This window comes from Acidithiobacillus sp. AMEEHan (genome assembly GCF_030996345.1).
GTDB lineage: Bacteria > Pseudomonadota > Gammaproteobacteria > Acidithiobacillales > Acidithiobacillaceae > Igneacidithiobacillus.
This window is the reverse complement of the sequence record NZ_CP118747.1, coordinates 1883301-1908437: the sequence shown is the minus strand read 5'-3', so window position 1 is coordinate 1908437 and position 25137 is coordinate 1883301. Positions and strand designations below refer to the sequence as shown.

Sequence of the window (25137 nt, the reverse complement as noted above, 5' to 3'; positions counted from 1 at the left end):
TGTTTAGACTGAAAGCGGTCATTCGCTAGATGAAAAATTCTCTTGTTGTTGGGGATTAAGTTCAGTCCGCTTGCAATGCCGCAATGAGAGGGCATGCCACATCCTTATCCCCTCGACTGCATTGCTCGAGTAGATTTGCCAAGATGTTTTCGATTCTCTGCAGATCCTGCAGACGCGCGCGAACTTCTGTCAAATGATCTTCAGCGATCTGTGCCGCCTTGCTGCAGCGCATGCCCTCATCCAGTAAAAGTAAGTGATGGATTTCTTCCAAACTAAATCCCAGACGTTGCGCAGTTTTGATAAATTTCAGCCGCGCTCCATCCTCTGCCGTGTAATGACGAATCCCTCCAGGGGGACGAGGGGGCTCGCGTAGTAAACCCTTGCGTTGATAGAAACGGATCGTTTCGACGTTGACACCCGCATCTTGCGCGAGGCGGCCAATCGTGAGTACCGATTCTTGAGATTTCACGGTTGTTGACTCCGTACCCAGGTACGGTTGTAAGAATAGTCCATCAGAACTGGTTTTGCACTTGCTATGAACAACCTCGAGGAGATTTCCATGTCATTCATTACCCGCATCATCGATAAAGCCGGAGTCCTTGGTGCCGTCCTCGGCAGTTTTAGCTGTGCCATGTGTTTTCCCGCGGCAGCTAGTCTTGGCGCCGCGATCGGGCTGGGTTTTCTCAGTCAATGGGAGGGCGTATTCATGCATTGGTTGATTCCACTTTTTGCTGGGTTGGTGCTGCTCGCAAACCTCGCCGGTTGGTTCTCGCACCATCAGTGGCAGCGCGCCATGCTGGGTTCCATCGGGCCCATTCTGGTACTTCTTGGGGTGTTCGGCATGACGCAACATTTTCTTCCGCGCGAAATATCTCGAGGTATTTTCTACGTTGGGCTGATTGTCATGGTTTCGGCGGCACTCTGGGACATGTTCAATCCCAGCAATCGTCGCTGTGCGACTGCTAACTGTGAAACCCCTGCCCAGCAGGACTGAATCTACCAGCACCTTGGAGAATCGTATGACCGAAAACAAAACCATTATGCTTGCCATCACCGGCATGACTTGCGACAGCTGCGCCGCGCATGTGCGCAAAGCCCTTGAAAGCGTGCCCGGTGTGCACAAGGCGCTGGTCTCCTATCCGGACGCCACAGCCTGGGTCGAGCTGGAGGGCGAGGTGCACGTACAGCAGTTGACTGGAGCTGTGATCGAGAGCGGCTATGGCGCGCACCCGCGCGATGCAAGTCGCGTCATCTCCGGCGATGCGCAAAAAGTGCACATCGCAGTGATTGGAAGCGGCGGCGCTGCCATGGCCTGCGCACTCAGAGCCGTGGAACGCGGGGCGCAGGTCACCCTGATCGAGCGCGGCACCATCGGAGGGACTTGCGTGAACGTTGGCTGCGTGCCCTCCAAGATCCTGATCCGCCAAGCCTACGTCGCACATCTGCGTAGCCAAAGCCCCTTTGACAGCGGGATCACTGTGGCTTCTCCCGCTATCCGGCGCGACAAACTCCTGACTCAGCAACAGGCCAGAGTCGAGGAATTGCGCCATGCCAAGTACGAATCCATCTTGAAAGATGTAGAGGAGATCAGGGTAGTGCGTGGCATCGCGAGTTTTCTGGATGCACAGACCTTGAACGTGGAACTCAATGATGGTGGTAATAGCAAGATTCCTTTTGATCGTTGCCTGATTGCCACGGGTGCAAGCCCTTCCATTCCACCCATTCCGGGACTGGTCGACACTCCCTATTGGACATCCACCGAGGCCCTGGAATCTGACGCCATCCCCAATCGACTGGTCGTCATCGGTGCATCCATTGTCGCAGTCGAGTTGGCCCAAGCCTTTGCGCGCTTCGGCAGTCAAGTCACGATTCTTGCTCGCAGCCGTCTCCTTTCCCAAGAAGATCCCGCCGTCGGCGAACTTCTCAGCACAATTTTTCGAGAAGAAGGAATCACCGTTCTGGAGCAAACCCAGGCAAATGAGATCCGGCACGATGATGACGAGTTTGTGCTGCAGCTGCCCACGGGTGAATTACGCGCAGACAAGCTGCTGATAGCCACGGGACGCAGCGCGAATACCAAGACACTGAATCTGGAGCTTGCCGGCGTACAGATCGACCCACATGGTGCCATCCTCGTGAATGACCGCTTGCAAACCAGTGCCGAAAACATCTATGCCGCCGGGGACTGTACCAACACCCCACAGTTTGTCTACGTGGCGGCAGCCAGCGGAACCCGAGCCGCTACCAACATGACGGATGGTGAGGCACGTATTGACCTTGTCGCCATGCCAGCGGTGGTCTTTACCGACCCGCAGGTGGCCACGGTAGGGCTGACAGAGCAGCAGGCAAAGGAGCAAGGAATGACGGTAGATAGTCGTCTCTTATCGCTGGAGAATGTCCCGCGAGCGCTGGTCAACTTCGACACGCGAGGATTCATCAAGCTGGTGGCGGATGCCAAGTCCGGTCGACTAATTGGGGTTCAGGCGGTAGCGGCAGAGGCGGGGGAGCTGATCCAGGCTGCAGCATTTGCAATCCGCAACCGCATGACCGTTCAAGAGCTCGCTGACCAGTTGTTCCCCTATCTGACGATGGTAGAGGGACTCAAGCTTGCGGCGCAAACCTTCAGCAAAGATGTTTCCCGGCTATCGTGTTGCGCCGGTTGAGACTGAAAGCGGTCATTGGGAACATATGCCACAAGCGGTAGAGTACGGGGCGTGGGCGCTCTCACATCGCCGCCATGGTCCGCGCACGCTACTCGTCGGCAGTGGCCTGGCGGAGCTTGTATAGCGCCAAATTGTCTAGCACGCTTGGTCACCGGAGCAGATTGTCGGGAGATTGCGTATGGAGCACCCGGAAGACCCCAGTCAGCGGATTTCACTCGAGGCTATGGGTACCTCGAATAACCTCATATTTCTGCGCGGACAACAGCGCAGGCCATTGATTCAACAGTATCAGAATTTTGGCGAAACGGGTTTTTCGAGGTCCCCTTACCTAATTGCCAATGGGCGTGCTGCGTCAGCACTGCCCGAAGGGTACGAATTTGGCGCTACACTCCCAGTAATACTTGACTATTGAAAATCTCTGGTTTCCTAACGCCAGCTAAAGTCTTGCCTAGAAATCAGCTCGTTAAATAGGCGTGTTGCGGCAAAAAGGAGAATCGCCGTGCTCAGCATGCCTTTTCGCGCGTCCATGCGCGAACGGCCTTGCGCTGGCGATTGGACAAATGGGCCCTGGACGTCCTGGTCACCGGCGCACCGTCACGCCCTCGTTGGGGCGCAGACGGCGCACTCGTCTCCCATTGACTCGACGGCCACCATGCGGCACTGCACGCGCCTACACTCCCAGCTGCCGCGGTCGTTTTGGCGGATGCTTGAGGATCTCCTGGAGCCTGGCGCTTTGCTTGGCGGAGAGATTTCCCGGGTTCTTGAGCCAAAGCCATCGGCTCTTTTTCAGGTCTGGTTGGGAGAGGGCTTCCCCCTTGCGTACGGCATCTACGGCCTCATTGACGAGCTTCATGAGGTGAAAGCGATCGAAGGTGACCTGGGCGTTGGGCAGGTGTTCTGCGGCCCCTTTTTGGAAGGCTGGCGAGAGGTCCATGCTGACCTCCGTAATGGCCTCGGCGCTGCAGCCATGGGCCTGCAGATCTTCGGCGAACTGCTCAAAGGTCTCGGCATCTTTGCCGGGTGTGGCAAACAGCAGGCGCTTCGCCACGAGGTCCGCAAACAAGGTGATGTAATCATGGCCGCGCCGGCTGCTCGTCTCATCGACACCGACGGAATGGACCTCTGACATGTCCACGGCCTCGCGGGCCTTGGCGACGTAATGATCGAGCACCCGCCAGAGTCGCTGGTCCGTCTCCCGCACTAGGCGGGAGACCGTCAACACCGGCATCTCCCGGACCATGGCCATGACTAAAGCCTCGAAGAGTAGCGTGAATCCCGAGCCTTCCCGCGCCCAAGGGACGAATACCAAATGCACGCCGTGTTCCGGGCACTGGACCCGTGGTACGCGGGCATGGAGATAAGCCGCATGCTGGAAGAAGTCGAGGTGGCGCCAGACCTTCTCTTGGGTGTCATAGACCGGCCAATCCTGGCCACAGACAGGGCACGGGAAACGACTGCCCTTGGGAAAGTTCACATGCAGGTCCAGGCGCTTTTCCTCCACCGTGAACCGCACATCGTCCACCATCCACGGCGGAACCAACCCCAACGCCAGAGTGAACAGTTGATTACCTTGGTCCATCCTTATCCTCAGCTCGCTGCCCTTCCCATAAAGCAATCATACCGCCTTACCCACTCAATGTGTCGAGGAGCCCACTGTCGGTGAAAGTTGTTTGCTTTGAAGGCTCAGTAGCAGGAGACGATATAAATCAAAATCCACTATTTCCCAGTGAGAATGGTTTAACGCATATCTGGACAGCCCGTATTTCCTTGATAGTGTCGCGAAATCAGTATTCGAGATTGGACGAAGACTGCTGTCGGTAGTGTAACGTAAAGCCGTATCTCTGGGGCCTTGAGATACCGAGGTAATTTGTACAACCTTTGCGGCGCTAGAACCAGAACCTCCAATTTCCGTCATCAGTAATGCCGGTAGTCTCATAATAGCATCAATATTAAGAACACCATTCTCATCTCGAAATTCGCGAAACGTCGGATTTGATTCGATGTATATCCTTCCAGTAGGTATAACCCCTGCGTTTTCCGGCCAGCCTTGGTATGAAACGAGCAAATGGAACATTCTGTTACCTTTAGCGGCTTCCGGTTATCAAATAGCTGATGTGCGCACAGAGTATATTCGACTGAGCTAAGGCTGCTGCATGACGATGTGGCATCATATATGGCATCTCTAGATTCCAGGATAAAGTCGGCCGTGTTCGTTAATGGTATACAAAAATTCGTATCTAAAGGACAACTTTCCATAAAGAGCATTTTATGGCGCATTCGGCAGAGAACTTTTCCGTGCTCTTCGTGCTCTAGTCTCTCCGGCAGTTTTCGCAGCCTGACGTTGTCGTTGTTGACCTAGATCTAATATAAGAAAGATGACCTTTATTTCACCGAAATCTGCCAAGTATCGCGCAGCAAATCCTGGCGGTCGAGAGTCCTCATGAGGAATCAGATCCTTGCCGAGAAAACTGAAACCAGGCGGACTTGCAGTCTCTGACATCGCCTCTAGGAATCGATTAAGCTCGACCTTGTCTTCGATATAAGCGTAGGTAAGATGAAAGAAGATCCTCGAGTTACCATATCCAAGCAACTTCTGGAAATGACTTTCTAAATTTGCTTTCATCGCATCCTGGGTAAGTGGTCTATCACAGATCATCGCTTCAATCAGAGCCAAAACCGAGCTTCCCCATTTGATGATGAGATCTCTTTCGCCTGGGTTCCCCTTGGCGCTATAACCGCCTTTAGACTGGTCGCTGACCGACCACCCCAGAAATTGAATATGTGCCGCTAGCAAGTACTGTATGAGAGCATTCAGATCATCTTCACAGGCATCCATCCGAATATTTTCCATCATAGGGACGAGAGATACGGCGGCGTCGGCAGCGGCTCGGACATAGTGGATAAGCAGCGCTTCGAATGGATTCGCCTCGCGCCGAAGTACTCGGGCTTGGTCGGCGGGATTCATCGTCCAGAATCGGGCCATTGCCGACGCGACGTTATCAGTCAAATCTTCATAGCTTGAGACATCTGGCGCCGAAAGGAAGGGAGCACCGCTAGCAATGTTGCTTCGCGCGGCGGCTAGAACCGCAGTATTACCAATAGTATGCTCAGCGGCATCCAGCGTCGCAGTCGCTTCTGGTTGCCTGCCAAGCCTAGCGAGCGCTATAGCACGATAAGCTGCGGCGGTATCCTGCAGGCGAAAGAAGGTCACAGCAGATAGTGTGGCAAGGGCTTGGCCAGGCTCACCTATGGCAAGCAACAACAACGCCCGATTGCACTCCACACCTTCATCAACTGCAGCTGATGGAAACTGCGCTTTCATTCGTTCAAATTCAGCAATCGCCCTCCGTCCCCGGTGAACTTGATTTCCTTTCAGGACTAAAAAGCTATTTGGCTGGAGCAGTTCGGCAACTTCAGCCGCGAACCAATTGGCAGCGGAACCAAACGATGGTCTTATAGCAAAGAGATATAGGAACTCAGCCTTTGCCAATTTTGTATTTTGGTTCGGTCCTTGAATAGCCGTGAGTGCACGAAATTGGCGCAATAATTCAACCGCCGCTGATTTTTCTTGTGGACTAGCAAAATCTGGCTCTGCCTTGGCAGCGATCGCCGCCCAGTCTTCCCGAAGGAAATCAAGTCGAAGTTGGTTCTGAAACCGAGTGAGTTCACGTCCGGAAGTTTTCCCCAACGTCTTAAGCCCTTCCTCGGCAGTCATATAGCTTGCGGCGGCGTCGGCGGCACCAGCGGTCAGTAACGCGTCGATACGAGCCTGCATTTCCGGAAGAGTGTGGATTGTTCCGGCGTCGTTCGGCGCAAGCGTAGTGAGGCGTCGGTCGATGTTGGTGCGGAGATTGGGCGGACTTCTCGACAGCAGTTGCGCGAGAATGAGTGGCTCATCAGTTTCAAGAATCGCTGCCAGGAGAGCCTTTTGGTGTGAGAAATCAACAAAGGTTAGCACGGCCGCCAAGTCCTCAGCTAAGGGGCGGTCGGAGGCCGGTCCCCAACTACGCTTCTCAAATCGCGGTGCGAACGCTGCGACGCGCCCTTTTTCCTTGTGCTGCAACGCCCCAGTCCGGACAGTGTCGACTAGAGCATCAAACAGGTCGCGGGGCACGTTTGGCTCCCCACCGATAATGGCGCGACAGAGAATCCGGATATGTGTTCGCAGCGACCGCCCTATGGTCTCTACTAGGGTGATCTCGTTGTCTTGAGGAGTCGCCAGTCCTAGCTGCGCCCGAACGTCCAAGGGATGAAGGAACCGATTGCGCAACATTTGGTTTCGTCCTGCTATTCGAGCCAGCGCAGCTGCACCTGCGACTCCAATTCGATGGGACGATAGTGAGTAGTCGCCAGTCGATATGGATTGGGCATAGGCGGTCACGATGGTGTCAGCGTCCACCTCGTCCGCAATGCTGCCGAGGTCTAAGAGATCGAGAACCGTAGCAAACTCAGATGCTCCGACACCTAGACGCAAATTGGGCCCATCAAGCGACTGAACCATCGCGAGCAGAATCGAGTCGGAGCAACTTGTCAGTTCCCGACGAAGAGCTTCAATCAGTGAATCTCCCTCGTCGGCATCGTCAATGAAGCCGGAGCCAGTTCGATCATGTAGCCAGTTGAGCAATGCTGCCGCTTCGCTGGCATCAGTCCGTCCGGCACGTAAGTGCTCTCCGAGCATTGCCACTGCATCAGCAAATGCCTTGACTTGGCCAATATGAAAGTCATGTTCGACGAGACCCCGATCCCACGCACCTGCCGGCGAACTCCATTGCGCGATTAGGAGGCACGCGAGCCCTGCGGTCCGTGGATGTATGACGAGGTCCGCTAGCAATCTTGGCCGTGCCCGGATCTGAAATAATAGAGCAATGAAAAGCTCGGCACGGTCAATCGCTAAATCGATAAGTTGGGCCACTACTGGATGGGGTGCCGCAGAGTTCTCCACTGCATCGGCGTCGGCAAGAAGAAGCCCCAATAAGCGGAATAGCTCCCCGCAGGCTTCCAGTGAACCATACGTGCTGGCCTCTATCGGATGAGATCCCGCCCAAAGCGCCCGATCAACCAGCGTATCTGGGGGCGGCGGAAACCGCGAGTCGGCGACCTCTCGCGATAAATGGTGCTTCAGCGTAGCCTGACGGGCGTATAGATCCCGAGTTTCATTCCATCCGCCGAGGCAGCGCTCCTTCGCAATTACTCTGATTGCGGTCTCTCGAAACGTATTCGCGTCTGATGTACTCCAGGCTTTCTCGGGAACAATCAATGGATGTTGAAGCAGGCTTGTTAAATCCACCCATCGACGAAGCGCACTCTCAGGAGAGCTCTCTTGCGGCAAGATCTGTTCCCATAGCCTTGCAGCGATCCATCCGGGTGTTCGGCTAACGATTTGGGATGGGTTGCTGCATCCTTTCTGAATGGCGTCAACAAGTTCTGCCAGTTCAGGATCCGTCCGAACTTCAACAATGGATTCATACCGCTGCTCGTCAATTCCGGAAAGGACGGTCTTGAAGGCATCCATCAATCCGGTTGAAGTACGTAATGCGGATACGCGAAGATCCAGATTGATTCTAGCTCGGCCCCAAACCCGGCGTAGCCACCCCAAATTGGCGAGTGTCTGCAGGTCTGGAGGCTCGTTACCTGTTGGTCTGGCCTGGACATAGGCAATTTCAGCTTGAGACCACTCCGCATTTGAAAAGACTTTCAAGTTTACCAGCATCCTCAGCGTGAGTTGATCTGGTGTCACCTTCTGATCTGGGTTAAGAACCTGGTCCTGTCGAACAACACGGAGTTTGCTATCGAATCGATCCCGCAGGATCCGCCGCGTCTCGCTCGGCACATGCTTGAAGCTCGGGAATCTGATCATAGTCCAATGGTAAGCAGGTTGCCGCAGTTCCATCCTCGCACTGCAGCTTCATGACCTATACTACTCGTCCGCAGCTTGAAGTTGAATGGCAGCTTTCGCTAAGGGTTGTCTGATGCCTGCCCACGCGGCGACTGGTGCTGCGGGACTTATCGGGCAGGCGTCGGACAAGCCACGAAGGAGGAAACCGCGGGGGGAAACGTGACGTTCAGATGAGGCTACAGGCTATGGGGATTTGGAGCGTCCTATCCTGGCACGAAAGGCCAGCTTGGCACAGCTGTTGGCGGATTTGTTCTCTTGAGTAGGCAACTTGTGGTCGGATAGGTTCGATTTCTGCCGGTACACTACGATTCAACAGGCGAAAATTGTGCTGTTTTCTGGACGAGGCCCAAGGCTCTCTTATTGGCTCTGGCCAATATATCGCCGATGGACAGTGGGATAGGTATCGGTGTGCGCTGGCAATCATTGCGCACCCCCATGCCGGGGTGGTGCACGGATGGAGGATGCACGCACCAGAGTCTCGACGATGATCATCGCGGCCCCGCAATCCGGGCAGACGAAGGTGGGCTGTGTGGCTGTTCCTGCGGACGTATCCTCGTTTTCTGGCGATGTATCGGGTGTCGCGTGCAGAAGGTGACGAACCAACACTAGGTTTTTCTTGCGCCTGGCGTTGGCCAACAGCCCATAGTGGCGAATGCGATGGAACCCACTGGGTAATACATGCATCAGAAATCGACGCATGAATTCGTCCGTACTGAGGGTCATGATTTTATGACGAGTGCGGCCTTTTGCCCGATAATCTTTCCAACGGAACGTGACCCCATGTGCGTCGAAGGCCACTAGGCGCCGGTTGGAAATCGCCACCCGATGCGTATAACGGGATAGATAGGCCAGAACCGCTGCAGGCCCGGCAAAGGGCCGCTTGGCGTAAACCACCCATTCGCAGTTCCGTAACGGCGTGAGCCAGTCGGCAAAGGCGGCGGAATCGATCAGCGCAGCATACTCCCCGAAAAACTGCAGCTGGCCGGCGTGGTGCGCCTGAAGGAGTTCTTCGAGAAATCGCCGTCGAAACAGACGCGAGAGCACCCGCACTGGTAGGAAGAACCCCGGCTTGCAGGCGACCCAACGGGTGCCATCAAGAGATAAGCCGCCACCGGGGACGATGCCATGAACATGAGGGTGGTGCGTCAGCGCCGACCCCCAAGTATGGAGGACCAAGGTGGCCCCGATGCGGGCACCCAGATGCTGGGGATCGGCCGCAATGGTTTCCAGTGTTTCGGCAGCGACGGTAAACAGCAGGCGATAAATCACCGCCTTGTTGGAATAAGCGATCGCGCTGATGGGCGCCGGCAAAGTGAAGACCACATGATAATATTCTACCGGTAGCAGATCGATTTGCCGGGCTTCCAGCCAGCGTCGAGCCGCGCTGGCCTGGCACTTCGGGCAATGCCGGTTGCGGCAGGAGTTATAAGAAATATCCGTATGCGCACACTCCGTGCAGCGCAGCACATGTCCACCCAGCGCTGAGCTGCGGCATTGCTCGATGGCGGACATGACCTTGAGCTGCGCCAGGCTCAAGTGCGTGTGCTGAGCGTGTCGCCAAGTTGGCCCATGGGCGCGAAAAATATCCGCGACCTCTATGGCAGGCGGTTCCACGGGGCGGGCCTATCTGGAGTGCAGACCCTCGAGTGGACTGACCACTTCGCGTAGAATTCCTGTGGCCACATGAGCATAGAGTGCCGTCGTTTCCAGGCGCTGGTGACCAAGTAGGACCTGAATGATCCGGATATCCACTCTCTGCTCTAACAGGTGGGTGGCGAAACTATGGCGCAGCGTATGCATTGAAACTCGTTTGTTAATCTTTGCCGCAGTTGCAGCACCGTGTATGGCACGGTTGATTTGCCGAGGGCTGAGTGGGTGCGTTGGGTCGCGTCCTGGGAATAGCCAACCTTCACGGAGCATCTTCCCTTGTGCGTGGGCTGCCCACCACCAGGCGCGCAGCTGCTCCAGCAGCACCGGCGACAGCATGGCGTAGCGATCCTGTAGCCCTTTGCCCTGCTCGACCCGCAAAACCATGCGTTGGCTATCGACATCTCCGACCTTGAGGGAAATTACCTCATGAGAGCGCAGTCCTGCTCCATAGGCGACCGAGAATACGGTTTCGTACTTGAGATTTGGGGCTGCGGTGATCAGTCGAGCTACTTCCGCACGACTCAATACTACAGGAAGCCTGCGCGGGACTGGCACGGATTGCATCTTTGACATACAGTCAGCACGGTCAAGCGTGACTTCAAAGAAAAACTTCAGCCCGGTGATGGTAGCGTTGATGGTAATCGACGAAACGCCGTGATTGGCGAGGGATAACTGGAAAGAACGGAGGTCTTCCGCTGCCGCCGTGTCCGGTGATCGCCCCAGATAGTCTGTAAACTTCCGCACGGCTCGGATGTAGGCGATTTGTGTCTTGGGGGCTAGTTTGCGCATCCGCATATCATCGATCATGCGTTGACGTAGGGGAGTAATGCCTTGGGTCGAAGGGATCATGACGCTGCTCCTATCCTGAAAGTAGGCGAATTGCCCGAGCTTTCAACATAGGAAATGGAAGGCACGTTGTCACAATGGCCCACAAAATCAGAACGAAGCCACCCTACCGCGCCAGCGGTTTAGTCCAACGCTGCATCATCGCCCATTTTCTTGCCATGTTCTTACCGCAGATCGGGGATTCTGTTCAGCAAGTTCAGCTGGCGGGCGCCGCGGCGTGCCGCCTGGATTTGGACGAGGCCACTCACTGTGATTCCGAGCAGACGCACGGACGCCCCCTGGGGAACTGCCCGAGCCAGTAATTCTGGCAGCAATGCCACGATGGTTTCCGTATTCCCGATGGTTTCGGTCGCCGTGTGCGCTCGGGTGACCGTGGCAAAATCGGGAAAGCGTGCCTTGATGTTCACCGTGTAGCCCGCCAAGGCGAGTGCCTGGAGACGGCCCGCAACCTGCCCGGCCATCTCCTGTAACGTGGCCAGCATGGTCCTTCGATCCTCCAGATTTTCCGAGAAGGTCCGCTCCGTACCCACCGATTTCCGTTGGCGGGTCGGCTGCACGGGCCGCCTATCGATCCCCCGCGCCACTTCGTAAAACCAAGCTCCAGCCTTACCGAAACAGCTCATTAACCGCTCCTGCGTTATCGCCCGCAAATCCGAGACGGTGTCGATACCCATGGCGGATAGTTTTTTACAGTGGCCGGACCCACACCATGCAGTTTGCCAACGGGCAGCGGCGCCAGGAAGTCGAGGCCACATTCGGGCGGGATAACGAAAAGCCCATGGGGTTTGCGCCAGTCGGAGGTGAGCTTGGCGAGCAACTTATTGTAGGAGACCCCTGCCGAAGCGGTCAGCCCCGTTTCCCGATGAATGTTGTCCAGAATCTCGCGGGCGATTTCGACCGCCAGGACACCATCGGCGGTGGCAGCAGTGACGTCCAGAAAGGCCTCATCCAGCGACAGTGGCTCCACGAGTGATGTGTAACTGCGTAGGATAGCCATAACCTGACGGGAGGCCTCTCGATAGGCTTCCATGCGGGGACGGACAAAGATGGCCTGCGGGCAGAGTGAGCGAGCCCGTGCCGCCGACATGGCCGAGTGGATCCCAAAACGTCGGGTTTCGTAGCTGCAGGTGGCAACGACTCCCCGGCCATTGGGGTCGCCACCGACAATCACCGGCCGACCATGGAGCTCTGGCCGATCGCGTTGCTCCACAGCCGCAAAGAACGCGTCCATATCCACGTGAATGATTTTGCTGAGAGCGAGGCTGCGCTCTGGTGGGCTGGGCAATCGATAACCTCCTCGTCTGATCTGGAGAGTCTATCAGATGGCGTGTAACGAGGGCGGCTATAGACCAAGGATCTGGGGCTGACGGGCATAGGACGATTATGCTTGCCGTCCTTCAATGGAAAGCGGTAAATTCAGCCAAGGCGCTGCGCCATGGGCGGGAAGAGACTGAAAGCGGACGTTTAGTATAGGAGGTCAGAATTATTTTTGTTAGGATTTACTGCCTCGCCAAGCCACGAGATTTGACATTGCTATTTTTGATGGAGATCGTGACCAACTTTGATAAAAGCTACTACATCATCAAGCACTGGAGCCATCCAGCGTAGCGGCTTGGCGAATGCGCCAATCAATGTTTCATGATTTACTCCACGGTAAATTTTCAGTTCCACTGGCACGCCAGCTTTTTTGAGATCTTTTGCTAAAACATTTGTGTTTGTTTTCGGATTTACGAGATTATCGTGTGCCGCCGCTCCCAAAAAGGTTCTTGGTGCATCTGGATCATTTGCGAAGTCTATGGGCATGCTCATAGCAGGATAGTTCGGATAGAAAAAGATTGGGCGGACGGGTTTATAGGTGATTGGATAGAAGTTGTATGGTCCAGCCAGGCCGATCCAACCACTGAAGATATTCGGCTGCAACCCAACTGCATGCAGCCAGCGAGGATCTAATACTAACATGGCTGCATTGTATGCCCCTGCGCTGTGACCCATGATGAAGAGATCTTTGGGATTGCCCTCGTGCGCGGCTATGTGATGGTACGTCCAGGCAACAGCGCGCGCATTATCGCGCAAGAACGCAGGGTACCGTACCTCCGGATATAGCCGATAGTTGGGGATCACTACGACCATCCCTCGTGCTGCCAAGGCTTCACCCACGAATTTATACTCTTGTCTGTCACCACTGTCCCAAGCTCCACCATAGATGAAGATTACCACTGGGTAGCCTTTGGATGGCCTGGGATAGCCATCTCCAGGTACAGGGACATAGACATCGAGATGGCCTCTGGGCTGGTTTTGATAGCGGATTCCGCGATCAATCTTATAAGTGCTTGTTGGTGTAAGATTGTTGATGATGTGGATGGGAGAGCATCCGGACATGATCCCAGAAAGACCAGCAATAAGGAATCGGTAATAGTGTGTGAAAATACGGAATTTTCTCGGAGGACAAGTGATGCGTTTCGTTACCAATTAGTGTTTCCCTTTGTAAAATGGTGCGTAATATTTCGAAGCTCCTGTAGACCACCAAATACCTGCCAAGAAAATAACTTGGAAAACCAATCTGGCATTCAATATCCACGGGCTTACCTCAGGATAACTTCTCCAGTGCATGGCCATGTGTATATTGGCTGGGGTAACGGCGATGGTAAGCAGAAAAAGCCCAATCCCGGCCCACGATCTAGCCCTCTTGAAAAGCACGCCAATGGCGCCCAACATTTCCAACACACCACTCACGTATACGTCCAATCGGTGAAACGGTATATACGTGGGGACGATTCCGGCTTCTGCTCGGGTGAAAAGGAAATGCGCCAAACTTCCGAAGAAGAACCAGAAGAATACAAACACCAGCACGCTACGCTTGAAAATCTCCCGGCGACTTGCGCTGGTCATGATGATGTCCTGCCTCTCCTGCTAAATATCCCCCAAATGGAATCTCCCTTGATAGCGTGGAGGATGACCATTCCTACATGCCCGAGCCATTGTATGGCAACTGCGAGGGCACCCATTCGCAAAGTCGTCAGCAGGGTTCCCATTGGAACTCCACTCCACCACCCTCGAAATTCTCCCAGAAGGGTTAGGCCAGACAAAGCAACGAGCGTAACGGACAAAAGAAAAATCCCGTGCATAAATCCGGGTAAACCCGGCCTCGGTCCGGGAGGCGCAAGCACACCACGAGATAAGCCAACCACATCTTTGGCAAGGGCTGAAAAGCCACGCGGAGTCCAAGGAAAAAGGTAACCCAGGGTTCGTCGCCCCTGCAGGGTTATCCATAACCAACCCCATTGCAACCCCAGGATTGTGACCAGGAATAACCCCACGCGAACATGCCAGGCGAAAGGAAACACTCCGAGTAGCCACCCGGCAAGACCCGTGACCATTTGAAAGGTAACACTCAGGAGTAATCCTAGGTGGATCCATCTTGCGGCCCCAGGCCAGACGGGTTCTTCTTCTGGCTGGGCGCCAGGACGCCCTAAGATATCACTTTGAAGATCACTCCCCATTACAATTTGCTCTTAGAGCAGGTTCGCAGCCCAAACAAACTGTACGCCGGACAATACCCAACCAGTCCAGTGACGAGTGGCAAGATCCCAATCAACCCCCAAGGGGTGTGGGGCCCAACAAACACTAAAGCCAACAGAGCCATGCCCACCAGGACACGAATAGCACGATCTACCATCCCTGCATTCTTTTGCATGACCATCCCCTCCCTATTCCGCTGCCGCTTCCAGAGCGACGACGACCGTCTACCGATGAATCAAAAGGGCCACCTTGACACAAAGATGGCCCCGCAGAGGTTCCCGTCCTCGCGATAGGTCAGTCTGGCATGGCCGACACAAAGGCCGCGGGAACCGGAAACTCACCTAGCGCATTCCGAAGAATGGCATAGTGCATGGTTTCGTCCCCTTCAATGTTGGCGGCGGCTTTCGCCAAGGCGCGATCCCCAAACTCCGGTACCGTGCCGAGATAGGCTTTGGCCGCCCCGATTTCCAGACCCGCCGCAAAGTGCAGCACATCGGCCTGGTCTTTGAGTTTGCCTACCGGGAAATTCCAGGCCTTGGCCAGATCCGCCATCGGCGCCGTGAGCGGCGCCCGTGGTGCCACGGGCTTGCCACCAATCTTCTTGATGGTTTCCACGAGCACCGCAGCGTGCGCCTCATGGTCCTTCTGGAACGCCAAGGCGACCTTGAGAATAGCTGGCGTGAGCAATTTGCTCTCCGCTCCAACCTGATAGGCGGCAATGGCTTGGTGCTCGAGGTTCAACGCGACGTTGAGCAGGGCCGCGTCGTGCTTCCAGTCCTTGTCCCCGCCCCAGGCGGCAGCTTCCGCCAGTCCTGGCGCCGTCACCGTCGAGGCCGCAGCAATGCCAGCAGTAAAAAGGGCACTCTTTTTGAAAAAATCACGACGAGAAGTATTCGATGTAGACATGTGCATTACACTCCTTGTGGTTCCTGAAACCTGATAGGACTCAACCTAAGACAAACTTTTTCAGCATCCTCTTATACAACAGACTTTTCCAGCATCACTTAAATTGGATAACATCGGTCTTCCACCTCGCATCTTCTCAGGTATTAACGGGGGACGTAATCGAAACAGTAGCCGTGTGGGCTGATGGAGCCTTCTACCAGTTTGCACGTCCCCATCGCGGCTGAACTCGATCCCGGGACGAAGTTCGCGCAGTTGCTGCACATATCGCCACTGGATGGATGGTCCTGATAGCTTCAGAAGCCTTGCTGGCGAGCGTGCCTGCCTCAGCCAAAGGCGCAAAGATCAAAGGTGCGACAGTTAAAGCCAGCGCAGCCTTTCCACTGGTTTTTGGCCATTCCCGACGATTCAACGGTCTATCCATAATTGCATCTCCCGCGCTGTTGCCAAACTTCACTATACTTCCCACGTCTATATTACGCAGAATGGCGAGCCATGGATGCACACCTTGCGTCCCTCGTAAATTGGTCGCCACGGTATAGCCAGTCTGCCGTGTCAGTTGGGTTGGCGGACTCGGAAACACATACGCCTCGAGATCAGTGCCGCCTTGACGCAATACAGGGAGGAGACCTTCAGAGACGTGGCAGCGGACCTTAGTGAAAAGCCGATTTCGGGGGCAGCCGATGAGCTAAGGAAGATCTGATCTAGCCGAAGAAGGCGCTGCCTTTGATCCAGAATCTCAAAAAATCAGCGCACGCGCTATCGGGGATTGGCCAAGAACGGGGCTCAGCTCACCACACTCTTTGCCTTTGCCAACTTGTACATGCTGCGGAGATCTCTGCTGACGGCGTAGGAAGTGGTGTGCCAAAAATCCGAGAATTCTCCAGAAAAGTGGGGTAATTCGAACGGTAAAGGGCCTGACAGCAGGGTGCTTGCGCCAATATTGGGGGCAAGACGCACTTTTGGGGCTAGATCAGATGTTCACTTTTGCACGCTGATTAACATATCTGGAGTCTGGTGGCTTTTCGGAAATGGTATTCTGTGCGGAATAATCTTGAGAAATAGAGTACTCCTTAGTCGATAATGTGGATCTCGCGAACGACTGCTTTCGCTGCATACCACCCATTCTCCCACGGGATTCGATCAATGCAATGTGGCCCTAGCCTCACCCGGAGGTCTATCTATGACCACAGCAAACCCAACCTGTTCGAAAACCTCTCTAAACTTTTCCAAAATTTGATCCCGCGACACTTGAGCAGCCTCGTAGTCTAGGCCACAGAGTAAATGCTTGCCTCGTCCATTGGGCTGGATGAAGACATGGAGGGTAGCATCCGCCCCATCCTTCACAAGGATCTGGCAGTCCTTAGCGTTTACCTTTGCCTCCTCGATCCAATTCTTCGCTGCGGAAACAGCGGCAAGGATCATCCCCATCATGCGGCCTTCGGCTGCGTCGGGCTCATCTGTTTCCCGTTCTAGGAACCATCGCAGGGGTGCGCAGGCATCTAGCGCTTCCGGTGGCCAACCCAGAGCCTCGGCTTGCGCTTGAATCAGGACATCCGGATCCGGCCAGAAAGGTCGGTATTGCGCTGAATATTCCAATCTCCCCACCAGCAGATACATGGTTGGCGCCGTCGTATGACCGTAGTTCCAAGTATAGGGGTCCGTGGCGTATGGGGTATTCAGCATCCACAACAGCGAAGGACTAGTGTCTCGCAGCGCATAAATGGACTGTGGCTTCTGCACCCAATGAATCTTCCCGCGTTTGGGGATGACCTCGTGTTTTTTCAGTACCTGCGTCAGTGCCTTGCGATCTGCACCTCGGCATTCTCCTGTCCAGGGAGCAAGGAAAGGGACAGCAATCAAAATGCTTTGGGAGCCATCCTCATAGCCTTTTATGCAGGCCATATCCAATGCGCGATCCCAGAGATATTCCCAAACCGCTGTCAGGCCGTCGGCTCGGAGGGTTTCAAATATCGCGAGAAGGGCGTGACTGTCTTGATCGTCAAGTACCCCATACAGCAAGTCCAGTAATCGAGACATTTCTGGGCCTGGTTGGAGTGTGTCTGACACGATATGTGCCAACGGCATCAGCTCCCCCAGTAGTGCTTCGATGTAGGAACTGCGTTTTTTCATGACCAACCCCAGCTCGTCCCAGGTATATTGCCATGGACAGTGACTGGACGCAGAAAGCGATACCCGTTTTTCATCCCAGGGTGAGTCCGATGTTGGCGAGCTGGTCAGCAAGCTCATTTTCTGGATGGCCATTGTGTCCACGCACCCATTCCAACGTGACCTTGCGGGCTAGGTACTCGTGATGCAGTTGTTGCCAGAGTTCCTGGTTCAGCACGGGTGATCCTGAGGCTGTTTTCCAGCCTTTTTTGATCCAGCCAGGGAGCCATTCGCCCAGACCCTTCAAGGTGTACTGGCTATCCGAGCACAGGATCACCTCAGCACCCTCAGGAACCCGGCGCAAGGCTTCGATGGCGGCGGTCAGTTCCGCAATGTTGTTGGTTCCGCGCTTCAGGATAAAGCCAAAATGCTCACTGCGCTCCCCAGACGGCGATTCGATCACCGCACCCCAGGCACAAGGACCGGGGTTCGTCGGCCCACAGGAACCATCACACCAGATCTTCCACACGCTCACGAGGGCTTTCTCCTATTCTGGTAAAGCGTTATCCGGCTCTCAGCACGCCGGATCATGACCGCCCCAGTAGCGGCAGCCCCAGCTCTTGCAAAAAACTGTTATGCCGCTCTGTCGCCTCGGCGATCTTCTTTTCCAGCTCCATCAGCTCTTGGTGGACTACCTGCAGGTCGATTTCTTCCTCGGGCTGGGCCGTGCTGACATAGCGGCTGATGTTGAGGTTATAGTCGTTGTCGGCGATCTCGGCCATGCTCACGCGGCGAGAGTAGCGTTCTTCGTCTTTGCGGTACTGGTAGGTATCAATGATCTTGTCGATGTCTTCGGGTCGCAGCTGGTTCTGGCGCTTGCCCTTCTCGAAATGCTCGGCGGCGTTGATGAAGAGAACATCGTCGGGTTTTTTGCATTTCTTGAGGACCAGAACGCAGACCGGGATGCCCGTGGAGAAGAAAAGATTAGCGGGCAGGCCGATGACGGTGTCGATGTTGCCGTCCTGCAGCAGCTTGGTACGAATGCGTTCTTCCGCTCCACCCCGAAAGAGCACGCCATGGGGCAGGATAATGGCCATGACGCCTTCGGGCTTGAGGTAATGAAAGCCGTGCAGGAGGAAGGCAAAGTCCGCAGCGGACTTGGGGGCCAAGCCATAGTTCTTGAAGCGCATGTCCTCCGCTAGGGCGCTGCTCGGTCCCCAACGATAGCTGAAGGGAGGATTGGCGACGACGGCATCAAACTTGGGAGCCTTGGCGGGGTTGGTCTCCCGCAGAAAGTCCCAATCGTTGGTCAGGGTGTCGCCGTGGTAAATCTCGAACTCGGAGTCCTTGACCCCATGCAGGAGCATGTTCATCCGGGCGAGGTTATAGGTGGTGATATTCTTTTCCTGACCGTAGATCTTGCCGATACCGTGAGGCCCCATGCGGTGGCGGACATTGAGCAAAAGAGAGCCAGAGCCGCAGGCGAAGTCCAGAACGCTCTCCAGCTGCTTCTTTTTGCCCGTAGCCGGGTCTTGGCTGTCCAGGGTAACAATGCCCGAGAGGATGGTCGATATCTGCTGGGGCGTGTAGAACTCCCCAGCTTTCTTGCCGGAACCCGCCGCAAACTGGCCAATGAGGTACTCGTAGGCGTCACCCAGGACGTCTTGATTGGTGGAGAACTGGGATAGACCCTCGGCAATGGCCTGAATGATGGTACAGAGCTTGCTGTTGCGGGCGCTGTAGTCTTTGCCGAGCTTCTCAGAGTTGAGGTTGATCTCAGAGAACAGACCGCTGAAGGTGCTGGCGAAGGATTCGTTCTCAATGTAGTCGAAACCCTTTTGCAGGGTATGGAGAAGCTCGCGGTTCTGGGTGCGGGCGAGTTCCGATATGCTTCCCCAGAGGAATTCGGGACGAACCACATAGTGGATCTTCCGCCGCATCTGCTTCTCAAATTCTTCGATATCGTCGGGATTCTGGGCATACCAGAGGGATAGCGGGGTGCGGCGGTCACTGGGAGCCAGTTGCGGATAGTCGGGACCCAATTCTTTCTGGGCGGCCTGGGCGTAGTTGTCCGACAGATAGCGCAGGAAGAGGAAAGAGAGCATGTAGTCGCGGAAGTCGTCCGCGTTCATGGCGCCACGGAGTTGATCGGCAATGCCCCAAAGGGTGTTGCCCAGTTGTTTTTGGTCGATTTCGGTCATGGTTTCATCGTTATGGTGAGGGTGGGCACACCTAGGCGAGTGAAGTCGTCGGTGTTTTGCGTAATGACAGTCAGGCCATGCACCAGGGCGGTTGCGGCAATGATCGCGTCAGGAGTTTTGGTTTTGTACTGCTGGCGTAACCGAATGGTCGCCTCGGCAATAGGATGATCCAGGGGATAGACCATAGCCTGACTCATGAAGTACTTCGCCTGCTCGTAGAGCACCGGCTGAGAGATAAAATCCCCCCAGCCCAGAAACTCGATCTCGGTGACGATGGAAATCCGGAAGCTCTCGCGCAGACGATCATGGATGGACTCGTCGGCGGTTAACCCATTGAAGTAATAAATAATGACGTTGGTATCGAATAGAAAGCTCATCGCTCCCAGCCTTGGCGGGAGGCGTTGAGATAGGCATCTATGCGCTCACGAGTGGCCTGACCCCGTCCGTAGAAGCTGCGAGGATCGAAGGGGGCTGGCTGATCGGCAGTGGTCTTTACCGAGATCCCCTCATCCTCGGCCAACTGCTGAAGCATCACCTGGACCAGGCGAAACTTCTCCGCATGACTGAGCCGAGACACCACGGGCAACAGGTCACTGATGGACATGGCAGAACCTCCTGATAGTACAGAATGCTGAGGATTGTGATCCCAAGCAAGACAATAGATTCTTGAAAAGAAATATACGGGCAAGACAGGTCATCTTGCTACACCTGACGTGGTAAAGCACCGCTGCCTATGTTCGCATTCAATCATGCACGATCTACCTCTTCTGGCAGAAAGGACCGGGTAAAGGTGGTTCTCTTCGCGCCATTTGGTCCGGCGATGATGAGCATCTCGGACGTACTCATGCCACCGCATCATCCAAGGCAGGGAAAAGCTGCTGCATAAGGCCTTTCTTATGGGTTTTAAGGGATTCGATTTTTTTTCTTTGAGCCGTTATAAGGCCGTCCGTGATATACAAGGTACTAGCTATTTTCACCTGCTCCTCTACTGATGGTGGAACAGGAACCAGAATCTCTTTGAGCTTCCCCAACGTTAATTTTGGTGGTGCTGCTCCTGTTACATAGGTGTTGAGATCTTTCATATTGAGGTAAGCCTCAACAATCTTAATGTCAACGCCTAATGGCTTGAGCACATGAGCGTGGTTATTTACCCAACATTTTTCATAAACAATAAATGATGAGGCCTCATATGCCCCCCACTTGGCGCCATCCTCACCGATCAGCAATAGTTCTTCGTCAAAGATGTAATCATCAATGTAGTCAACGATACCGCTTGCACCATAGTAGGGATACTCTCCCGCCTTCCTTTCCGTGCTGGTTATAGGCTTTCTGCGGTTATTAAGTATATTACACAACTCCCCAAGCGATTTAGCATGCCACTCCCCCGCCTCCCGAAACTCTGGAAACCGCAGCCTCGGCACCGTCTCTCCCTCAGCTGGGAAAAGCTGCTGCATCAATCCCCTTTTGTGCTGCTTGAGCGCGTCGAGCTTCCGTGACTCCAGCGTGATCAGATCGTCGAGCGAGGAAAGGCAGTCGGCGATTTTTTTCTGCTCATTTGCATTGTGCGGATAAATTACATTATATCCCTTCAGCATCGGTAGCCTTATGTAGCTCATAGCGCTGGTTTGCGCCTGTGCTGACAGTGAAGCTTGCAGAGTGGCTCCCAGAAATGCAAACAAGTATGAAGTGTATATATTACGAAAACCAGTTAGAACGTAAGTTCTTTGATAAGCCTCAAACTTTCCTTTATAGTACCTCGTCTGCCCAACATGGGCATTACCAGCGATCAATATTGCTTCAGCGTCATAGGAATAAGTGTCGCTAAAACTATGTTGATCTGCGCAGGTGAAGAATGGATATTGCCCATTTGGGGAGCCTTCATTTGCGTCTTTTCTTCCCGTGCATATATCGCACAAATCTCCTAGCTCCCGCTCTTCCCACTCTCCCGCCTCCTGAAACTCCGGAAACCTGAGCCTCGGCACTAACCCAACGCTCTTTTTCTGGCCTTGCCTTCTCCTTGGCTCACTGCTCATACGCTTCCAACCCCGAAATCTCCCGTCCCTGGGCGAGCTTGTGGAACAAGGGTATCAGATCCTGCATGAGGGCCTGCTCCTTTTGGCTTCTGGCCTTCCAGCCAAGTTGCTGCGGGGCCAGGAGTTCACTCAGCTGCTCACCATCGAAAATCATACGGCTGAGAGTCCCATCGATGAAGTCTTGCAGGACCTTGGGCTTCAGTCCATGCGCGGTGGCGATGTCCACAACCTGCCGCTTTTGCTTCTCGGCTTTGAAGCGCTCAAAGCCCTCGCGTACGGCGTTCTCGTCTAGCCCCTTGCCAGCCTGTAGGGTATCAATGTACTCGGTGATCTCTTCCCGTTCGTCCAGGAACTTGGCATCCGAGACGATCAGCCCCACGAGCTCTTCCCGCTTCAGCGTCTGCTTGCCGGAGCTCGGGTTCGCATAGCGGGTGATCAGCCCCATGATGTAGTCGTAGTCGATGACGGCAGAGGCAAAGAGCACAAACTCGAAGTCTAGTTGTTCGACTTCAGGGTTACTGGGCTGGTTGGGTCGTTCCCGCTGCTCTTTTAGTCGCTCCGCAGTTTCTAGGTAGACCCCTTTGAAGCCTTGCAGGATCTCCTTGGGCAAGGCTTCGTTGATGACGAGAGTTTCTTTGGGGGTGATGTCCGTGTACTGATCCAGCTGCGTCTTGCAGCGCTGCACCTCTTTGAAGAGCTGTATGAACTGGACGCGGGCAGCATCGCCTTGTAGTTGCGGGACAGCCTCCGGTATTGGGGTGAGCCCTTGGGATTCGAGGAAGGTATCAAGCTTGGTCTTTGCCTCCTGGAGTCGGGCGATGACGACAGGGGCTTTATCCACCAGCCAGATTTTCTTGGCCTGTTCACCCGATTGGCCGGAGAAGAGGCTGATGGCGGTATCTACTGCCGCCTGCTGCTGGCGGAAGTCGAGGATGTTGCCGTAGGGCTTGGTATCGTTCAGGACCCGGTTGGTTCGGGAGAAGGCTTGGATCAGACCGTGGTACTTGAGGTTCTTATCGACGTAGAGGGTATTGAGGTACTGGGAGTCAAAGCCCGTCAGGAGCATGTCGACGACGATGGTGATGTCGATCTTCTGGGTGTGGGGCAGATCGCTGTTGGGATACTGCTGGTCCTTGATGCGCTTCTGCACGTCCTGGTAGTACAGGTCAAACTCTCCGACGCTGTGGTGGGCACCATAGCGTCGGTTGTAGTCGGCAATGATGGCAGTAAGTGCGGCTTTCTTGCGGTCTGGGTCTTGGGTGTTGTCGGCCTTTTCCTGGGGCAGGTCTTCCTGAATCTGCAGGACGTCGAGATTGCCCTCGGCAGGCGGGGAAAAAACACAGGCGATGTTCAGGGGACGAAACTCAGGATCGGTTTCCTGACGCTCGGCCTGCATGGTCGCAAAAAGGGTATGGTACTCGATGGCGTCGTTGATGGAGGCAGTCGCCAGTAGTGCGTTGAACTTGCGCCCTGCCGTTGCGGCATCGTGTTTGGTGAGGATGGCCTCGACAATGGCGCGCTTGGCCAGCGCCTCTCCGGGCTTGGGGGATGTTTGCCTTCAGGCTTGTAGTAATCCACATGAAAACGCAGGACGTTCCGATCCTCGATGGCGTGGGTGATGGTGTAAGCGTGGAGCTGCTGCTGAAAGATGTCTTCGGTCGTCCGGAAGGTGGCTTGTTCCCCTTCGATCTGCTGGTAACTCGCGTTTTGCTCAAAGATGGGGGTACCGGTAAACCCAAAGAGCTGGGAGCGGGGGAAGAACTCCTTGATGGCCTTGTGGTTCTCGCCAAACTGGGAGCGGTGGCATTCGTCGAAGATGAAGACGATGCGCTTTTGCCGTAAGGGTTCCAGTTGTTCCTTGTAGTTGCGGCGATGGCTGCCGTCCAGGGCCAAACCTAGCTTCTGAATGGTAGTCACGATGACCTTGTCGGCGTAGTCCTCGGAGAGCATGCGACGGACCAGGGCGCCAGTGTGGGTGTTCTCTTCCACACAACCTTCCTGAAACCGGTTGAACTCGTCGCGGGTCTGGCGATCGAGGTCTTTGCGGTCCACGACAAAGAGGCACTTGTCGATATCCGGGTTATCTTTGAGGAGCGTGGAAGCCTTGAAGGAAGTTAGGGTCTTGCCGCTGCCCGTGGTGTGCCAGATGTAGCCATTGCCCCGGTGTTGGTGGATACAATCGACAATCGCCTTGACGGCATAGATTTGATAAGGCCGCATCATGAGGAGCTTCTGTTCGCTGGCGACCAGGACCATGTAGCGGCTGATCATCTCCCCCAGAGTGCACTTGGCCAGAAACGCTTCGGCAAAGTCGTCCAGATGGGTGATCTTGCTGTTGTCCTCTCGGGCGAACTGGTAGAGCGGCAGAAAGCGCTCGTCGGCGTTGAAAACGAAGTGGCGGCTGTTATTATTGGCGAAGTACCAACTTTCGCTGCGGTTGCTGACCACGAAGATCTGCAGGAAGCAGAGCAGCGTCTTGCTGTAGCCGTTGCCGGGATCGTTCTTGTACTCGACGATCTGCTGGATGGCACGGCGAGGGCTGATGGCCAGGGTCTTGAGCTCGATCTGAACCACGGGTACGCCATTGAGCAAAAGGATCACGTCGTAGCGGTGGTGGCTGTAGTCAGTATTGATCCGCAGCTGGTGGATGACCTCAAAGGTGTTCTTGCACCAGTCCTTAATGTTGACCAGGGTGTAGTACAGGGGGGTGCCATCGTCGCGTTCGAAACTGTTGCGCTCCCGAAGCATGCGAGAGGCACCGTAAACATCCGGGGTAACGATGGAGTCCAGGAGTCGGTGAAACTCGCTATCCGTCAGTTGGACGTGGTTGAGGGCCTCGAAGTGCTGCCGGAAATTGTGCTCCAGAGCGGCACGGTTCCGGATATCGGGCCGGTAGGTGTACTTGAGGTCACCCAGCTTTTGGATCAAGGAGGATTCGATGTCTTGTTCAATCATGGATGATGGGCAGGTTGGAGCACGGAAGAGGCAGAGGTGAAGCCAGTATCCGCGTCTTGGTCCAGGAAGAACCAGCGGAGACTTTCAATGATTCATGCATTCAGTCCTGTCCTCTAGCAGAGACATACTTACATATTTACTATTAGCCAATTCTATCAGGTGGCAGGGTGACGGGATACCCCGAAACGCCTGGGTTGGTAGATGGAGGGAGTTGAACGGGCGGTATGCAGAGGAAGTTGTGATTCAACCCTGGTGTGGATAGCCGTAGAATTAACTCGTAAGGATGGCTCTGGCCAACAAGGTCAGAACTTCTGTGAGGCAATGTCGGATGTTATGCTGCAGCTTTGGCGCCATTAAAATTA

General features: G+C 54.9%; 21 protein-coding genes and 2 pseudogenes. 3 read left to right on the top strand and 20 right to left on the bottom strand.

Going from position 1 to position 25137, the window contains the following annotated elements; all coding sequences use genetic code 11:
• Positions 1-61: 61 nt before the first annotated feature.
• A complete protein-coding gene (gene merR / locus ORD17_RS09890) occupies positions 62-469 on the bottom strand; it encodes an Hg(II)-responsive transcriptional regulator (RefSeq protein ID WP_308388331.1) in 408 nt (135 codons plus the stop codon).
• A gap of 90 nt (positions 470-559) precedes the next feature.
• Between merR and merC the strand changes: the two genes are divergently transcribed.
• Entirely contained in the window at positions 560-994 is a 435-nt protein-coding gene (merC, locus tag ORD17_RS09885) for an organomercurial transporter MerC (RefSeq protein WP_308390089.1), read from the top strand.
• Positions 995-1019: 25 nt separating this feature from the next.
• Complete coding sequence (gene merA, locus ORD17_RS09880) at positions 1020-2663, top strand: mercury(II) reductase (protein ID WP_308388329.1); 1644 nt, start codon at positions 1020-1022, stop codon at positions 2661-2663.
• A 706-nt stretch (positions 2664-3369) separates the two neighbouring features.
• Here the strand turns inward: merA and ORD17_RS09875 are convergent.
• The 11 genes and pseudogenes from ORD17_RS09875 to ORD17_RS09830 form a co-directional block, all read right to left on the bottom strand.
• Positions 3370-4242: pseudogene (locus ORD17_RS09875) on the bottom strand (ISL3 family transposase); the annotation flags it as partial.
• 687 nt (positions 4243-4929) lie between these two features.
• Positions 4930-8553, bottom strand: a complete 3624-nt coding sequence (locus ORD17_RS09870) for a hypothetical protein (RefSeq protein ID WP_308388327.1) — start codon at positions 8551-8553, stop codon at positions 4930-4932.
• A gap of 426 nt (positions 8554-8979) precedes the next feature.
• Entirely contained in the window at positions 8980-10173 is a 1194-nt protein-coding gene (locus ORD17_RS09865; RefSeq protein ID WP_308388325.1) for an IS91 family transposase, read from the bottom strand.
• A gap of 9 nt (positions 10174-10182) precedes the next feature.
• Positions 10183-11058, bottom strand: a complete 876-nt coding sequence (locus ORD17_RS09860; protein ID WP_308388324.1) for a site-specific integrase — start codon at positions 11056-11058, stop codon at positions 10183-10185.
• Positions 11059-11219: 161 nt separating this feature from the next.
• Positions 11220-11729, bottom strand: a complete 510-nt coding sequence (locus ORD17_RS09855) for a hypothetical protein (RefSeq protein WP_374693371.1) — start codon at positions 11727-11729, stop codon at positions 11220-11222.
• Positions 11693-12340, bottom strand: a complete 648-nt coding sequence (gene dinB / locus ORD17_RS09850) for a DNA polymerase IV (RefSeq protein WP_308388320.1) — start codon at positions 12338-12340, stop codon at positions 11693-11695. The genes ORD17_RS09855 and dinB overlap by 37 nt, the downstream gene beginning before the upstream one ends.
• A 248-nt stretch (positions 12341-12588) precedes the next feature.
• Positions 12589-13524, bottom strand: a complete 936-nt coding sequence (locus ORD17_RS09845; protein WP_308388318.1) for an alpha/beta hydrolase — start codon at positions 13522-13524, stop codon at positions 12589-12591.
• Positions 13525-13944: a hypothetical protein gene (locus tag ORD17_RS09840; RefSeq protein WP_308388316.1), complete on the bottom strand. Its 420-nt coding sequence runs from the start codon at positions 13942-13944 to the stop codon at positions 13525-13527.
• Positions 13941-14555 (bottom strand): cytochrome b/b6 domain-containing protein, encoded by a 615-nt coding sequence (locus ORD17_RS13495; RefSeq protein WP_374693370.1) that lies wholly within the window; start codon positions 14553-14555, stop codon positions 13941-13943. Before ORD17_RS13495 ends, ORD17_RS09840 begins: the two co-directional genes overlap by 4 nt.
• Entirely contained in the window at positions 14555-14749 is a 195-nt protein-coding gene (locus ORD17_RS09835) for a DUF2892 domain-containing protein (RefSeq protein WP_308388314.1), read from the bottom strand. The genes ORD17_RS13495 and ORD17_RS09835 overlap by 1 nt, the downstream gene beginning before the upstream one ends.
• Before the next feature lie 119 nt (positions 14750-14868).
• Positions 14869-15480, bottom strand: a complete 612-nt coding sequence (locus ORD17_RS09830; RefSeq protein WP_308388312.1) for a ferritin-like domain-containing protein — start codon at positions 15478-15480, stop codon at positions 14869-14871.
• 751 nt (positions 15481-16231) lie between these two features.
• On the opposite strand from ORD17_RS09830, the pseudogene ORD17_RS09825 reads away from it, so the two are divergent.
• A pseudogene (locus ORD17_RS09825) lies at positions 16232-16330 on the top strand (IS5/IS1182 family transposase); the annotation flags it as partial.
• A 290-nt stretch (positions 16331-16620) separates the two neighbouring features.
• On the opposite strand, the gene ORD17_RS09820 reads toward ORD17_RS09825, so the two are convergent.
• The 8 genes from ORD17_RS09820 to ORD17_RS09785 form a co-directional block, all read right to left on the bottom strand.
• Complete coding sequence (locus ORD17_RS09820) at positions 16621-17610, bottom strand: hypothetical protein (RefSeq protein ID WP_308388311.1); 990 nt, start codon at positions 17608-17610, stop codon at positions 16621-16623.
• A gap of 70 nt (positions 17611-17680) precedes the next feature.
• Positions 17681-18121, bottom strand: a complete 441-nt coding sequence (locus tag ORD17_RS09815) for a ribonuclease H (RefSeq protein ID WP_308388309.1) — start codon at positions 18119-18121, stop codon at positions 17681-17683.
• A gap of 52 nt (positions 18122-18173) precedes the next feature.
• Entirely contained in the window at positions 18174-19787 is a 1614-nt protein-coding gene (locus ORD17_RS09810; RefSeq protein ID WP_308388308.1) for a type I restriction-modification system subunit M, read from the bottom strand.
• Complete coding sequence (locus tag ORD17_RS09805) at positions 19784-20164, bottom strand: type II toxin-antitoxin system VapC family toxin (protein ID WP_308388307.1); 381 nt, start codon at positions 20162-20164, stop codon at positions 19784-19786. Before ORD17_RS09805 ends, ORD17_RS09810 begins: the two co-directional genes overlap by 4 nt.
• Complete coding sequence (locus ORD17_RS09800; RefSeq protein WP_308388305.1) at positions 20161-20391, bottom strand: hypothetical protein; 231 nt, start codon at positions 20389-20391, stop codon at positions 20161-20163. Before ORD17_RS09800 ends, ORD17_RS09805 begins: the two co-directional genes overlap by 4 nt.
• A 238-nt stretch (positions 20392-20629) precedes the next feature.
• Positions 20630-21820, bottom strand: coding sequence for a restriction endonuclease subunit S (locus ORD17_RS09795; RefSeq protein WP_308388304.1), 1191 nt, complete (start codon positions 21818-21820; stop codon positions 20630-20632).
• A complete protein-coding gene (locus ORD17_RS09790) occupies positions 21810-23243 on the bottom strand; it encodes a hypothetical protein (protein ID WP_374693409.1) in 1434 nt (477 codons plus the stop codon). The genes ORD17_RS09795 and ORD17_RS09790 overlap by 11 nt, the downstream gene beginning before the upstream one ends.
• A complete protein-coding gene (locus ORD17_RS09785; protein ID WP_308388300.1) occupies positions 23171-24775 on the bottom strand; it encodes a DEAD/DEAH box helicase family protein in 1605 nt (534 codons plus the stop codon). The genes ORD17_RS09790 and ORD17_RS09785 overlap by 73 nt, the downstream gene beginning before the upstream one ends.
• Between the last annotated feature and the right edge of the window lie 362 nt (positions 24776-25137).